Origin of the sequence: Flavobacterium aquicola, assembly GCF_003385115.1 — a bacterium.
Lineage (GTDB): Bacteria > Bacteroidota > Bacteroidia > Flavobacteriales > Flavobacteriaceae > Flavobacterium > Flavobacterium aquicola.
This window is the reverse complement of sequence record NZ_QUNI01000009.1, coordinates 1-14677: the sequence shown is the minus strand read 5'-3', so window position 1 is coordinate 14677 and position 14677 is coordinate 1. Positions and strand designations below refer to the sequence as shown.

Sequence of the window (14677 nt, the reverse complement as noted above, 5' to 3'; positions counted from 1 at the left end):
TCTCACTAACTAAATACTATGGCATCAAGCAAAAAACAAGCTGCTATCGGCTTCATTTTCATCACAATGTTAATCGATATTACGGGCTGGGGAATTATCATTCCGGTTATACCAAAACTGATTGAGGAATTAATACAGGGTGATGTCAGTGAAGCGGCAAAATACGGTGGCTGGCTGACGTTTGCTTATGCGATAACCCAATTTATGTTTGCACCTCTAATAGGTAATTTAAGTGACAAATTTGGACGAAGACCTGTAATTCTAATTTCACTTTTTGCCTTTTCACTCGATTATATGCTGCTGGCATTTGCACCAACGATTACATGGCTGTTTGTGGGAAGAATAATCGCTGGATTAACCGGAGCAAGTATCTCGACCGCTTCGGCGTATATAGCTGATGTCAGTACACCTGAGAACAGAGCCAAAAACTTTGGAATGATTGGTGTGGCTTTTGGGCTTGGGTTTATAATTGGACCTGTTATTGGAGGTGTCTTGGGACATTATGGATCTAGAATTCCTTTTTATGCGGCGGCAGTTTTGTGCATGCTGAATTTCTTATATGGCTATTTTATTCTGCCAGAATCCTTATCCAAAGAAAATAGACGGGCAGTGAATTTAAAACGAGCCAATCCAATTGGAACCTTTTTAAATCTAAAGAAATATCCGTCACTTTATGGATTGTTATTTGCCTTGTTTTTGATTTATGTTGCAGCTCATGCAGTAGACAGCAATTGGAGTTATTTCACGATGTACAAATTTAGCTGGAACGAAAAAATGGTTGGAATTTCGCTGGGTGTTGCAGGAGTTTTGGTAAGTCTTGTGCAGGGCGGACTGATACGATGGACAAGCAGAAAATTAGGAAATGAGAAAAGCATTTATATCGGAATTACATTATATGCTATCGGAATGTTTTTGTTCGCTTTTGCTTCGCAAAGCTGGATGATGTTTGTCTTTTTGATTCCGTACTGTATCGCAGGTATTGCCGGTCCATCCTTGCGCGCTATAATTTCGACTCATGTTCTGCCGACTGAACAAGGGGAGATTCAAGGTACAATTGCTAGTTTAATGAGTGCGGCAACCATTATTGGACCGCCGGTAATGTCCGGTCTTTTTTATTATTTTACGCATAAAGGCTCTCCATTCGAATTCCCAGGAATGCCATTTATTCTGGGTGGTTTATTAATGATCATCAGCGGTATTGTCGCGTATTTTTCATTGAAAAAATATGCTATTTCAAATACAAAAAATGATTAAAATAATCAATAATCCCTTTGCCTTTCAGAAGGACATCGGCGCCTATGATGCCGTGAACTGGTTTTACTTTATACTGGCCTAAAGCTTCGTTAACGTGTGATAAATCGAAGATTACAAGATCCAGTTTAGATGTTTTCCATTTGGACAATTTGAGTTTATTGCCCGAAGCCATCTGCGTAAGCATGCCTGTCGCTCCAGCACCCGAAGCTTTGGTTTTGGAATTTTTAGCTTCCAATGCAAAATGTTCAATGCCTTCAAATCCCACACAGCTGTTCGAAGCTCCCGTGTCCAGTATGAAATTTCCTTTTACGCCGTTGATTTTTGCCTTAATTAAAAGGTGCTGGGTTTTGGTAATTGTAAATTTTACTTTTTTGTAATCTGCTTTCTTGAGTTTTTCGTGTAGATTTTTCATGTTGGAAACTGCTGTTTTGCATCGTAAAAATAGTATTAGCCGCTGGATTATTGGTTTTTGAATTTGATTTTTTCTTTTTTTATTCTTTTAAAGGTAAGTCTGTATATTATAAAACAGCTGATTACTACTGCAGTAATTACAAAACCTATCAGCAGATAGTTATTTTTTTCTTTGTTTTCGATATCACCGTAATATACAAATGAAGCCCAGTAATAAGGTGATTTTTTGGCATTTGAAATGTTTTTATTTTTTAAAAAACCAAGTTTTGCATTAGCATTAGCTTCAAAATAAGATTCATTTTTTTTGATGTGTTTATAAAAATCCCCCATAAACACTGAGGTTGTATAGTCATTTACTTTCCATAAAGAGAATAATAAATTTTGAGCTCCCGCAAACTGAAAGCCTCTGGCAATACTCATCGCTCCTTCGGATTTGTAGAGTTTGCCAATCCCTGTTTCGCAGGCACTCAAAACAACCAGATTGGGATGTATATTCAGATGATATAATTCGGAATACATGACTTCCCGATCATAAAATTTTATGCTGGCTGGTGTTTCAATGTCGCCAGCCGACGCATGAGTTGATAAATGCAGTATAGAATATTTAGCGGCGTTATTTTTAAAATTTTGAAAAGCAGCATCGCTGTTTTCAAAAAAACGGCCTTTAAAACTGTTTCTGATCGATTGCAGTTCTTTTTTAGAATAAGTGAGAGTGTAATTTGTTTTTTCAAAAACAGGAAAAATACCCAAAACGGTTTTCTCTTTTTGGGAAAAGGGTTTGGTATCCAAATAAAAACTGGCTGAATTGTTGTACGCAATATTGAAGTCATTTAGCAGATAGTGCATTTTTTCAAAATTGGTAGTATTGGATTCTTTGGTTATCAGCGCTTCAAATGGTAGGAAATTTAAAATTCCATCAGGAATGATGATGAGATTTTTATTACTTGATTTAGTTGGCAGCAATAGATTTTTATAAGCCAAAGCAGCAGTTTTATTGTAAAAGCTAATGTCGTTTGTAATACTGTTTGCATTATTAAAAAGACTTACATAAGTGACTATTGGTTCACCGCACATTTGTCCTGTGCAGAAACTCTGCAGTGTAATTTTTTTGTTTTGCACAGTAAAAACATAAACCGTTTGTGAACCCCAAAAGTATTCGACCATAACGGCATCGTCAGATTCAAGTTTGGAGTATAATGCATTGACATTAATAACTGTATTGCTTTGCTTTGTGCGGGAAGGCTGGTACTCTTTTAGAATGAGCATTGCCACATTCTGCTTTTTAATGGCTTCGTTTATTTTATTGATATTGGCCAATTCTCCTTTTTGCTGTTCTTTCAGAATTTCATTGTTCCAAAATCGTAAATCTTCAACTTTTTGCTTTTCGTTTTTTGAAGCAGTTTGGTTTCTGAAAATTTCATTTTTTAAAACGCACGATTTAGTATGTTCTACCAGCTGAAAGGCTTTTTCTATATAAATAGGATTGCCTTCTTTTTTAAATAACGACTGGTAAATCTGGATGCATTTTTCGATCCGTTTTCTGTTTTTGATTTGGGTAATTATTTTTGAATTTTCATAGACGATGAGCAGCTGAAATAATTTCTCTATGCGAAATGCAAGATCATAGCTTTTTAATGCTTTCTCGGGCTGTTTTTGTGCTGTGAATAAGTCTGCTTGAAGGTCTAGGGCATCGAGCAAAACGGATTCGGCATAAAGGGAATTTTCCTCGGGAAGTTTTTTTTCTTTGGAATAATTAGAAATTAATATTTTAAAAACTTTTTGAAGTACAGTTTGGGCTTCGGCTAAATTATTTTGTTTTAACAACAGAATAACTTCTTCCAAATAAAATTGGGCTTTTTTTCTAGGTTCTTTATCTGGTAAGCTTTCAAAAATATTTTTGGCTTTTGCAAAATAATTTAGAGCCTCATTCTTTTGGCTGTTCATTTTAATCCTATACAGATTAATGTAGATGTTGAATAAAGCTTCTGTTTGGGTTTTGTCTTGTTTTAATAAAGGGATTGCTTTTGAAAAAGCCACTTCAGCATTAAATGTATCTTCATTTATTGATCTTAAAAGGTAATTTGCCCCTAAATTATTTAATAAAAGCCCTTTTTGAACCGATGTCAATTTTTCGGTTTGAATTGTATTTTCAATTAAATCAATAGCTTCGGTAATCCTGCCTGAGTTTTGGTACGTATTTGATAAATTAAGAATTGCAGCGATTTTCTGCGGTTCATTTTTTTGCACATTGGCAATAAAATAATAGTGCTTTATAGTGTTTTCGGCATTAGTATAATCTCCAATTATGGTGTATAAATTCCCGAGCGGTTTTAGACAGTATTCAATTATGTCATAATCGGTGAGCTGATAAGTCTGGTACGTTTTCCATGCTTTTTCATAACTGGCAATGGCTTGGTTGGTTCGTCCAAATTTATTTTCGTAATATCCTTTATTGCAGTTAAGAACAACAATTGACAGTAATCCTTCCTTTGTTTTTTTGTCCTGACTCTTCCAGAAAAGAGTTTCAACGCTATTAAGTTTTTTAATGCCTTCCAAAGACGGGCTGGCGACAAAATAATCGATGGCATCATAAGTTAGGTCTTCAGGGAGCTTTTTTTGCCCATAAAGATTTATAATTGTAAAAAGGTAAAGAAAGATGCTTTTTTTGATCATGCCATTTGGTTGTCTGATATTTAGTAAAATGTTGAGTTTTTTCTTTGTGTTTAAATTAAAATTTCCAGATAGCATATAACTGACAATAACTGAAATTATTGTCAAAGTTAAGCACATAACGTGCTCCGAAACTAGGACCGATTCGGGCAAAACCTGCAGTGAAGTCAAACAGAAGTCCTGATTTTAATTGAGTAAAAGAGTCAGTTGCTGTTTCGGTCGAATAAACTGTACGCAATAATAATTTATCTGATGGTCCTTCATAGATATCAGTTTGAATATTTTGAGTCTGTTTTTCCGAAATATTCATGTTTATCTGAGCACCAGCTCCTATCCCAAAATAAGTAGAAATATTATATCGGAACAATACGGGGATTTCCCAATTGATGTTTTTGTTTTCAGTGGATGCTGTAATGCGGTTTAACTGTACTTTTCCTGTATCCTGATTGAATTCTTGGGTGACAGTCGTAGTGCCGTCGTAGGAAGTTACGTTATTCAAAAATTCGGCCTGCAGGTAATAGCGGTATGATTTAAAAGGAGAGATTGTGGCTCCGACAAAATAACTTTTTGGATTTTCCAAGTTTGTGTATATGTTATAGCCGGCTTTCGCTCCAATGGATATTCCGGGAGTGAATCGGGTAGTGGCATAATTGGTTATAATAGGTTCGTTTTTGTCGAATATGATAGCCGTTCTGCTTTTCGTCTTTATTTTATGAAAATCCTCGTTGAACTTCATTGAGTATTTCACAAATCCTTTGGTGCTGTCTATTTCTTTTACATTTTTCTGATTGCTTCCCGGCAGATAAATATTTTTGAAAACAAAAAAGATCTGAGTGCTTCTCACAATGGTATCCAGACAGCTTATCGTTGGAGCTTCTCCTTTTGGACAAATAGGACATTCAGGATACATGCTTTCTATTTTCAGGGTACTTTTATCAAACATATCCGGAATATCGGTTTCGAGCTGTATTTTTCTTGCCGGACCTTCGCCGTTATTTTGAAAACTGGTTTTGAATTTGACTCTTTTGTAACGTACAAATCTATAATTCATGAAACTTCCGTTGGAACCCATTTTGTTGGGATCATGAGAAGTAACGATTTCCATCTCGAGGTTTTTTATTTTATGGTTTTTAAAGCTTCGGTTTGGGACATAAATGGAGCGCATGGTAATTGTGGCACTCGTGTCTTTAATCATTTCGGGTGTAGTCTTGAAAGTATAAAAAACGTTTCGGGTTTCCCCTGGATTATGGTCGTCTATTTCTAAAGCTGCAACATCTTTATAGCTGTTTTTGGCAGCTAATAATGTTGAATCCAAATCGGTTTCATTAGTAGTTTCTTTATATTTTTTGGCGAAAGCCAAAGTTTCGCTGGATGCTAAATAGCGGTTCGAATTATCAATGTCATCTGCCGTTGCGATGCTGTTTTCTTTTATGATTCTTTCACTGGCATAAGGACGCACTTCCTGTAAATCGAAATTGTTGTTTTTGAATTGCTTTTCGTTGAAAAAAAGATAGAGCTTTCCATTGGTTACATAGTTTTCAAGATTTTCATAACTCACAATTACCTGCATTTCCTGATCCGGAATAGGATCACAGTTTTTTTGAATTGCTAATCCATTTTGAGGTGCAATAGAAGCAATGTCTTTGTAACTGCTGTCTTCAATGTCATTAACCACGACTTTTTTGGGACGTGTAGCGGGCGGTTTTCCATTGTCGTAATTATTGGTTACAGTAAGTCTGGCCGTATAAGTTCCTTTGTTTTTATAGACATGTTTGGGTTCGGCTTCTTTACTGTAATGCCCGTCGCCCATTTCCCATAGATAGGAATAACTGGGTTTTGGCGCACCTGCAATAGGAATCAATGGCGGTGTTTCGGGTTTGAAACTAACTAAATTTCCTTTTTGATCGTATCCAATAACAGCTCTTCGGGTAATGGTGTCTTTTACTTTTGTCTGAGCGCATATAGTGAAAGATGCAATTAGAAAAAAAACGAATAGCGATTTGTTCATGTTTGGTTATTTTGGTCGGTCTGTATAGCTTTTTGCGTATTTTGAAATAAAATTCAAATAATTTTTAAAAGTAAAAAAAAGCGGTGAGCAATCACCACTTTTCTTATTAATTTGAATCTGCAACCTATTGAATAGCATTGATTGCTGCTATTAATTGGGCTTCGGTGCCTACGGTAGTTTCGGCCAATGTGAAAGTGTAAACAGCATCTGCGCTTACAGTAACGGCTTTGATTGCATATCTCCATTGTCCGTTGTCTTCGGTGGCAAAGATTATATGGCATGCTAGTCCAATTGGAATTTGACCGTAATGCTCGCTGAATAATCCTGCGGCAGTGTAAGTGTCTAATTTAGCTAATGCGTTTTGGCCTTCACCATCGTAAGATAAATAAATAGCACTGTTTGTATTGTCATACCCATCAGGAGCATCAGCAAGGATGGTTGTTTTTGGTCTTGGATCGCTGTAGAATTTATCTACGTTTGTCCATCCAAAGTTTCCAAAAGTAACATAATAGTTGTTTCCTTCTTCTTGAACTCCTCCTTTACCGCCATTGGTTCCAGGGTCGGCAACATTTTTCCAAACTAAGTTTTCTGGATCTTCCTGATTGCCTATCCAAAGCTGCATTCCGGTTTTTAATCCGTCCGTTAAGATTGTCGGGACAATAAGAGCCATTGTTCCTATGGTTTCCAGAGCAACCCCGTCGTTCGTGGCTTTGATGTAAAATTCACCGCCGGAGATTAGTAGATTTTTCTTTCCGTCTGTTGTTAATCCCATCGTTGGTTTATTGGCTGTAAGCATGTGCCCTTTGTCAAATATTTCTACATATTCGATGCTGACAGGACCGGTAAATGCTAATCCGTTTTTTCTAAGATTGTCTCTGATGATCATGAGTTTTACGCCACTGGCGGATGTAAGGGTTACTGTCCCAGAAGATTCTGTTATCGTAAAAGTTTGTTTTAGTTTTGCTAATGCTTCAGTACGGACTGCTTTGAATTCAGCTGCAGTTGCTGGAATATTTGGGACTTCAGTATTTGGAGTATCCTCGTTTGTACAGCTTGTCATTGCGATTGCTGTTAAAAATAAAAATGCGATTGATTTTAAATTTCTGTTCATGATTTCTAATTTTTTTGAATCTGTCCTGAAATATTCAAGAGTTGTTTTGATTCTGGTTGTTAATTATAGTTTCTTTTGCTTTATATCAATTAAGGTTTGATATTGTTACCTTTTTTCCTCACCCCAACCCTCTCCAAAGGAGAGGGAGATCGAATTGATTTTTTTTCAGAAGTATATCAATTGAATGATTTAATTGTTACCCTTTCTATTTTATCGGGTAATCAATGCCCAAAGTTTACTGAAGAAACTGGTTCCGATTTTTTTAATATTTTCCATAATCTAAAAGTTTTTAAAAGTTCTAATTATCGATTTATACTGCTATATCCATTTGGTTTTATAATTGTTACCCCTGTTTTTGAAATTTTTTATTTTTTGGCAGTAAACTTTTGATTTTGCAGTTTGCGTAAGGGATAGAAGCAGGCTACCGAAGTAGCGCGGATAGCCCGACCGCATTATGGAAAGAGGCCGTATGAGTGCAAAGATGAGCTGGCCTCTTTTCATAATGGGGTTACGCCCAGATTATTATTGGTGTTGATATATACGGATCTGAAGCAGGTTTTTTCTCTTTTTTTAGTATTTTCGATGAAAAGTTTTTTTATGGCTGCAACGACTGTTCATTCCGACCAAATATATATTGAAGGACTTGCGAATAATGATTCGGAGGTTATTCATGCTATTTATAAAAAGTTTGTGCCAAAGGTGGTTCACTATATAAAAAGCAATTCTGGCGATGCCGATAAGGCGCAGGATGTGGTTCAGGAAGTGCTGATTTTGCTTTTTAATCAGGCCAAAGCACAGCAATTGCAATTAACCTGTCCCTTTGATGCGTACTTTTTTTTGTTGTGCAAACGGAAATGGCTCAATGAACTGAAAAAACATTCGAATAAAGGGGTAACAATTAAAGACGAGCAGCCATCTATACACGATGCTGCTGATGAGATGGTTGTGCAGACCGAGCATTTTGATGAAAAACAGCAGCTGTATGATGCGATGTTTCAAAAACTGGGGGAGAAATGCCAAGAGCTGATAAAGCTTAGTTTTGAGCTCCCGTCGATGGAACAGGTGGCCGAAAAACTGGCAGTTACGTATGGTTATGTCCGCAAAAAGAAATCGCTCTGCATTGGCCAGCTGACACAGCTGATTCAGGAAAACAATCGTTTTAAATCTATAAAAAATACCTAGCCATGAACGAAGAACACTTTTTGGAATTTGACGAATATCTTCAAGGCGAAATGCCTGATGCAGATAAATTGGCTTTTGAAGAACAATTGAAGCAGGAGCCGGAACTGGCAATGGCTTTTGAAACGTATAAGGAACTGCATCTTCATTTGGAAAATAAGTTTGGCAAAGCCGATGAACTGCAGGCGTTCAAGAAGAATTTGAAAGGTATTTCTAAGAAACATTTTAAAAAATCCAAATCCAATGTTATTGGTTTTAAACCGTGGCATTATGCTGTTGCAGCATCGGTAGCGGTTTTACTAGGGATTTTTATTTTGAATCAAAAATCAGATCCGGTTTTTGAGGACTACAATCAGACAGAAACTGTTTTTTTTACTGAGAGGGGAGAGGCAGACGATAATTTGAAATTGGCTCAGGATGCATTTAATGCTAAGCAGTATAAAAAGGCGATTCCGCTTTTTGAAACTATTTTAAAGACTGATAAAAGTGCAGAGATTCAGTATTTTTATGGAGTTTCTTTATTGGAAGATAATAGAATGCTTGAAGCTGAGGCTGTTTTTAACGAGTTGAAATCGGGTAATTCTATTTATAAAAACAAAGCAATCTGGAGTTTGGCTTTGAGTAAGTTAAAACAAAAAGACTATAAATCCTGTCAAGAACTATTGCTGACCATTCCTGAGGATTATGAAGGCAATGATCAGGTTGATGCTTTGCTGGAGGAACTGGATTAATTTTAACAATAACAAGAAAAATAATCGGATTTAGAGTTTTTTATTCTAAATTCGATTTTTTTATACGAATTACCCTGGCCTTAATTTAACCCCTTTGCTTCATGAAAAAAATTACCTTGCTGATTCTTCTGGTTTTTTCTCAAACCTTATTTGCAAACCCTAAACTTACCGAAAACCAAAAACTTGCCGCAACCTGTAAAGTCTGGGGTTTTCTGAAATATTATCATCCTCAGGTGGCAGGCGGAAAAACAGACTGGGATAAACAACTGACTGAGATTTTGCCAAAAATTGAGCAGGTGCAAACACAGGAAGAGTTTTCTTTGGTACTGGAAAAATGGATTGATGCTTTGGGCGAAGTCCCAAAAATTGCACCGATTCCACCTCCAAAAGACATTGAATATTTTGATAAAAACTTTGATTTAAGCTGGTTTAAGAATGATAAGTTGTTTTCGAAAAGTCTTTCGATGAAGTTGAAGTTTATTGAGGATAATAGATTTCAAAGTAATGAAGAATTTGAAAATGGATTTGATGGACTTAAGAATATAAAAAATTATTTCGATCTAGATTATAATTTGAAAGGTTCTAGAATTCTAATGTTGTTTGCCTATTGGAATTTAGTAGAATATTATTTTCCGTATAAATATGTTATGGATCAAAAATGGGATAAAACTTTAGAACAAATACTTCCGCTTGTTATTGCCGCAAAAGATCAAAATGATTTTTATTTAACGATGAAAAAATTAGCTGCGAAGCTTAATGACAGCCACGTAGATTTTTTTATTTATGAGTCTTCAAAATCAAAAAGAATAGTGGTCTATTTCCCTGCAAAATGTAAAATTATTGATGACAAAATGGTTGTTACAGAGATTACAGGAGATAGTTTGGCTGTAGCGGATCATATTAAAGTTGGTGATGTAATAACAAAAATAAATGATAAAACTATTAAAGAACTGATTGAAGAAAACAGAGACATTGTCGCAGCATCAAATGAGGCTTATTATTTAAATAAAGCCGTAGAATTATTTTTACGTTCGGATTCTGAACAAGTAAAAGTTGAGTTTTTGAAGAACGGTAAGCATGAAACAAAATTAATGACTTGGTTTGAATATCATGAATCCCACAGAAATGAATTCAAAAAGGGAGCTATGAAGAAGAAGGAAAAGTTTAAACTTTTAGATAGCAATGTTGGGTATGTCGATATGGGTGTTTTAAAAAACAAAGATATTCCAGCAATGATTGAAGTATTAGGGTCTGCAAAAGCAATTGTTTTTGATATGAGAAATTATCCAAACGAAACGTTCGATGGTATTATTAATTTTTTGAGTCCACATAAAAAGGAATTTGCAATTTACACCTATCCATATTTAAATTATCCAGGGCGGTTTTTTTGGAGAGAAGGAACTATTTGCGGATCTGAAAATAAAGGTAATTATAAAGGAAAAGTGATTGTGCTTCTTAATGAAGATTCTATAAGTCAATCAGAATGGACGGCAATGTGTTTTCAAACAGCTGGGAATACAACTATAATAGGGAGTCAGACCGCTGGTGCGGATGGGAATGTATTTACTCTAGATTTTTCAGGATTCTTTACCAGATATTCTGGAATTGGTGTTTATTATCCTGATAAAAGAGAAACTCAAAGAATCGGAATCATTCCAGACATTGAAGTCAAACCGACAATCAAAGGTATTCAGGAAGGGAAAGACGAGGTTTGGGATAGAGCATTATTGTTTATAGAAACTGGAAAATAGGAATTTAAATAAAAAATTAGTCTGTTGAACTTTAGCCCCGATCGAAGTGAAAATCCTTGTGTGCCGGGGTTCGGCACACAAGATTGCAACGAAGAGCGGGACGATGCTTGCTGAAAATGCCACCCGAGCGAAAGCGAACAGGCGAAGCAAATCTTTCTGCTCCAAAAAATAATAGAATTTAATTTTTTATGAAACTCCATTCTTGGTAAAGCCCCGTTTTTAGAGTAATTTTGCAATATTAAAATATACACTTGGAAACAAAAGCAATACTTACCGATACCCATACCCATTTATATTCAGAGGAATTTGATCTGGACCGAAGCGAAATGATGCGGCGTGCCATAGATAATGGCGTTTCCCGTTTTTTTATCCCGGCCATAGATTCTTCCTGCACCCAAAGCATGTATGATCTGGAGCGCGATTACCCTGATAATGTATTCCTGATGATGGGACTGCACCCAACTTACGTAAAGGATAATTATCTGGATGAACTGCAGCATGTGGAAACTGAATTAGCTAAAAGAAAATTCATTGCTATTGGTGAAATTGGTATCGATTTATATTGGGACAAAACACATCTGGCCGAACAGCAAATCGCTTTCAGAAAGCAAATTCAGCTGGCTAAACAGTACAAACTTCCTATTGTAATTCACTGCCGTGAAGCTTTTGATGAAATTTTTGAAATTTTGGAAGAAGAAAAATCACCTGAGTTATTTGGGATTTTTCATTGTTTTACGGGTACTTATCAACAGGCATTACAAGCTATATCGTATAATATGAAATTGGGAATCGGCGGTGTGGTTACTTTCAAAAACGGAAAAATTGATCAGTTTTTGAGTAAAATTGATTTAAAGCATATTGTTTTGGAAACAGATTCACCATACTTGGCTCCGATACCGTATCGCGGCAAACGCAACGAAAGCAGCTATTTAATAAATGTAGCTGATAAATTGGCTCAAATATATGATCTTTCGGCCAACGAGATAGCGGTTGTAACAACCGATAATTCTACAAAAATATTCGGTATTTAATATAGAATTTCTTTAACTTTAATATTTTTTTTGTTCTTTTGTCCAACTAAATTGAAAACAAAAATGAATAAATTTGATGCGATCCGGTCTTTTTATGATTCCGAAATAAATGAAGGAATAATAAAAGTAATTGATCATCCAATGATGAAAGCTTTGATGAACTTTTGTTTTCCAGGTGTAGATGACGAAGTTTGGAAAGAACAGCTTCGTAAAACACACTCTATTCGTGATTTTCAATGCAACTTTATTTATCATGGAGTGCAGCAGGTTTTGGAGAAAAGCTCAGAAGGGCTCACTACTTCAGGTTTTGAGAAATTAGAAAAAAACACCGCTTATCTATTTGTCTCTAATCATAGAGATATTGTCTTAGATACCACATTATTGAATGCTTCTTTGTTTGAATATGGTTTGGATATGACTTCATCAGCTATTGGTGATAATTTAGTCAAAAAGTCATTTTTAAAAACATTATCAAAATTAAACAGAAACTTTTTGGTACAGCGAGGGCTGTCTCCAAGAGAATTATTGGTGAGTTCCAAATTACTGTCCGAATATATGGCACAGCTGCTGCTGCATGAAAATCGTTCGGTATGGATTGCCCAGCGCGAAGGAAGAACTAAAGATGGGAATGATGAAACCAATCCTGGTGTTTTAAAAATGATAGCCATGGGATCTGATGAGCCCAATATAATGGATTATTTTAAAAAAATTAAAATTGTTCCTGTTTCTATATCCTATGAATATGATCCGACTGATGCTTTAAAAATGCCACAATTATTGGCTGAAGCAAATAATGAAGTTTATATTAAAGAGAAAAATGAAGATTTTAAGACTTTATTAAGCGGTATCATCGGTCAGAAGAAGAGAATACATATTCACATAGGTGATGTACTTGATACTGAAATTGATGATATTATCAAAAATGTAGATACAACTAACAAGCAGGTACAGGCTTTGGCACAAACAATAGATGATTCTATTTTGGTCAATTACAAGTTGTGGACTACAAACTTTATAGCATATGATATTGTAAATAATTCTACAAGATTTACACATTTATATACCGAAAATGAGAAATTGCTTTTCGAAAGGAGATTAGAATTGAGAATTGATCATGAACATCCGGTTGCAAAACAAGGCTTTTTGGATATGTATGCAAATCCAGTTGTCAATAAATTGAAATATGTTGATGCACTTACACTCTAAACCAAAAATTCTTTTAATTTATACTGGTGGAACCATTGGTATGAGTAAAGATTTTGAAACAGGAGCTCTTAAAGCTTTTAATTTTAGCAAACTCCTGCATAATATTCCGGAATTAAAATTATTGGATTGTGAGATAGATACTTTTTCTTTTGAAAATCCAATAGATTCATCCAATATGAATCCCGAACATTGGACTGAAATTGCCCGTTCAATCGAAAGTAATTATCAGAATTTTGACGGGTTTGTGGTTCTTCACGGATCGGATACAATGTCTTATTCCGCTTCGGCATTGAGTTTCATGTTCGAAAATCTTTCTAAACCTATCATATTTACCGGATCTCAGCTGCCAATCGGGGATTTGCGTACAGACGCTAAAGAAAATTTAATCACTGCAATTCAGATTGCTTCTTTGCAGGAAAATGGCAAACCATTAATCAAGGAAGTCTGTCTATATTTTGAATATAAATTATACCGAGGCAATAGAACGACTAAGATAAATGCTGAACATTTCAGAGCTTTTATTTCGCCAAATTATTCCTTTTTGGTGGAATCTGGAGTGCATTTAAATATAAATTCAGAGTTGTTTTTGCCTGTAAATGAACAAACTTCTTTGAAAGTGCATACTCATTTTGATAATAATGTGGCAATAATCAAAATGTTCCCTGGAATAAACGAAAAGGTATTAACCGCCATTTTAAATATTGAAGGACTAAAAGGCATTGTTCTAGAAACCTATGGAGCAGGAAATGCCCCGACCGAAGATTGGTTTTTAAATCTTTTGCAGCATGCTATTCATAGAGGATTGCAAATAGTTAATGTAACACAATGTGCTGTCGGAAGCGTTAGTATGGGGCATTATGAAACCAGTACAACAATGAAAGAACTGGGAATTATTTCTGGAAAAGATATTACTACCGAAGCGGCCATTACCAAATTGATGTATTTACTAGGTCAAAACATACCACAAAAAGACTTTAAAAAAGCTTTCGAAACTTCTTTGAGAGGAGAAATGCAATAATATTGAATTTTTACTTTTTAAATTCATTTTTTTTAGTGTTCTTTGCACACCAAAATAATAGAGAGGTGTCCGAGTGGTTGAAGGAGCTAGCCTGGAAAGCTAGTATATGGGTAACTGTATCGAGGGTTCGAATCCCTTCCTCTCTGCAAAAAAAATGAAAACCTAGAAGTCTTATGATTTCTAGGTTTTTTGTTTTTATTGGTCTCAGATTCGGGTTTAAAACCCTGCAATTTATTGCAGTACTTTAGTAATGCGAAAAAATCTTTACCTTTAGATTATGAGCACAGATTTAAGAAAAGGTTCGCAT

The 14677-nt window shown here is 35.4% G+C and carries 11 protein-coding genes and 1 tRNA gene; 8 read left to right on the top strand and 4 right to left on the bottom strand.

Translation table 11 applies throughout. The features are described 5' to 3' along the window. Nucleotides 1–18 precede the first annotated feature (18 nt). The gene (locus tag C8P67_RS14950) at nucleotides 19–1254 is read left to right on the top strand and encodes a TCR/Tet family MFS transporter (RefSeq protein ID WP_115813981.1); all 1236 of its coding nucleotides are present in this window, start codon (nucleotides 19–21) and stop codon (nucleotides 1252–1254) included. Here C8P67_RS14950 and C8P67_RS14945 read toward each other — a convergent pair. The 4 genes from C8P67_RS14945 to C8P67_RS14930 form a co-directional block, all read right to left on the bottom strand. After that, nucleotides 1229–1666 (bottom strand): retropepsin-like aspartic protease, encoded by a 438-nt coding sequence (locus tag C8P67_RS14945; RefSeq protein ID WP_115813980.1) that lies wholly within the window; start codon nucleotides 1664–1666, stop codon nucleotides 1229–1231. The genes C8P67_RS14950 and C8P67_RS14945 overlap by 26 nt on opposite strands. A 47-nt stretch (nucleotides 1667–1713) precedes the next feature. Further along, nucleotides 1714–4338: a CHAT domain-containing protein gene (locus C8P67_RS14940; RefSeq protein WP_115814096.1), complete on the bottom strand. Its 2625-nt coding sequence runs from the start codon at nucleotides 4336–4338 to the stop codon at nucleotides 1714–1716. Between the two features lie 55 nt (nucleotides 4339–4393). Then, entirely contained in the window at nucleotides 4394–6343 is a 1950-nt protein-coding gene (locus C8P67_RS22450; RefSeq protein ID WP_115813979.1) for a DUF7849 domain-containing protein, read from the bottom strand. A 124-nt stretch (nucleotides 6344–6467) separates the two neighbouring features. Continuing rightward, nucleotides 6468–7454: a hypothetical protein gene (locus tag C8P67_RS14930; protein WP_115813978.1), complete on the bottom strand. Its 987-nt coding sequence runs from the start codon at nucleotides 7452–7454 to the stop codon at nucleotides 6468–6470. Nucleotides 7455–8051: 597 nt separating this feature from the next. On the opposite strand from C8P67_RS14930, the gene C8P67_RS14920 reads away from it, so the two are divergent. The 7 genes from C8P67_RS14920 to C8P67_RS14890 all read left to right on the top strand — a co-directional run bounded on the left by C8P67_RS14920 (nucleotide 8052) and on the right by C8P67_RS14890 (nucleotide 14516). Then, nucleotides 8052–8636 carry an RNA polymerase sigma factor gene (locus tag C8P67_RS14920; RefSeq protein WP_115814095.1) on the top strand — a complete coding sequence of 195 codons (585 nt, stop codon included), beginning with the start codon at nucleotides 8052–8054 and terminating at the stop codon, nucleotides 8634–8636. A gap of 2 nt (nucleotides 8637–8638) precedes the next feature. Beyond that, the gene (locus C8P67_RS14915) at nucleotides 8639–9364 is read left to right on the top strand and encodes a tetratricopeptide repeat protein (RefSeq protein ID WP_115813976.1); all 726 of its coding nucleotides are present in this window, start codon (nucleotides 8639–8641) and stop codon (nucleotides 9362–9364) included. A gap of 101 nt (nucleotides 9365–9465) precedes the next feature. Beyond that, nucleotides 9466–11115, top strand: coding sequence for a S41 family peptidase (locus C8P67_RS14910; RefSeq protein ID WP_115813975.1), 1650 nt, complete (start codon nucleotides 9466–9468; stop codon nucleotides 11113–11115). A gap of 251 nt (nucleotides 11116–11366) precedes the next feature. Continuing rightward, a complete protein-coding gene (locus tag C8P67_RS14905) occupies nucleotides 11367–12146 on the top strand; it encodes a TatD family hydrolase (protein WP_115813974.1) in 780 nt (259 codons plus the stop codon). A gap of 63 nt (nucleotides 12147–12209) precedes the next feature. Beyond that, nucleotides 12210–13352: a 1-acyl-sn-glycerol-3-phosphate acyltransferase gene (locus C8P67_RS14900; RefSeq protein ID WP_115813973.1), complete on the top strand. Its 1143-nt coding sequence runs from the start codon at nucleotides 12210–12212 to the stop codon at nucleotides 13350–13352. Then, nucleotides 13330–14370, top strand: a complete 1041-nt coding sequence (locus C8P67_RS14895) for an asparaginase (RefSeq protein WP_394338659.1) — start codon at nucleotides 13330–13332, stop codon at nucleotides 14368–14370. The genes C8P67_RS14900 and C8P67_RS14895 overlap by 23 nt, the downstream gene beginning before the upstream one ends. A gap of 59 nt (nucleotides 14371–14429) precedes the next feature. Then, a tRNA-Ser gene (locus C8P67_RS14890) sits at nucleotides 14430–14516 on the top strand. Nucleotides 14517–14677 lie beyond the last annotated feature (161 nt).

What these genes read in the sequence shown, in the direction of transcription:
- C8P67_RS14940 (WP_115814096.1), bottom strand. Translation starts at nt 4,338, where the DNA reads ATGATCAAAAAAAGCATCTTTCTTTACCTTTTTACAATTATAAATCTT.
- C8P67_RS22450 (WP_115813979.1), bottom strand. Translation starts at nt 6,343, where the DNA reads ATGAACAAATCGCTATTCGTTTTTTTTCTAATTGCATCTTTCACTATA.
- C8P67_RS14930 (WP_115813978.1), bottom strand. Translation starts at nt 7,454, where the DNA reads ATGAACAGAAATTTAAAATCAATCGCATTTTTATTTTTAACAGCAATC.
- C8P67_RS14950 (WP_115813981.1), top strand. Translation starts at nt 19, where the DNA reads ATGGCATCAAGCAAAAAACAAGCTGCTATCGGCTTCATTTTCATCACA.
- C8P67_RS14895 (WP_394338659.1), top strand. Translation starts at nt 13,330, where the DNA reads ATGTTGATGCACTTACACTCTAAACCAAAAATTCTTTTAATTTATACT.
- C8P67_RS14910 (WP_115813975.1), top strand. Translation starts at nt 9,466, where the DNA reads ATGAAAAAAATTACCTTGCTGATTCTTCTGGTTTTTTCTCAAACCTTA.
- C8P67_RS14915 (WP_115813976.1), top strand. Translation starts at nt 8,639, where the DNA reads ATGAACGAAGAACACTTTTTGGAATTTGACGAATATCTTCAAGGCGAA.
- C8P67_RS14900 (WP_115813973.1), top strand. Translation starts at nt 12,210, where the DNA reads ATGAATAAATTTGATGCGATCCGGTCTTTTTATGATTCCGAAATAAAT.
- C8P67_RS14945 (WP_115813980.1), bottom strand. Translation starts at nt 1,666, where the DNA reads ATGAAAAATCTACACGAAAAACTCAAGAAAGCAGATTACAAAAAAGTA.
- C8P67_RS14920 (WP_115814095.1), top strand. Translation starts at nt 8,052, where the DNA reads ATGGCTGCAACGACTGTTCATTCCGACCAAATATATATTGAAGGACTT.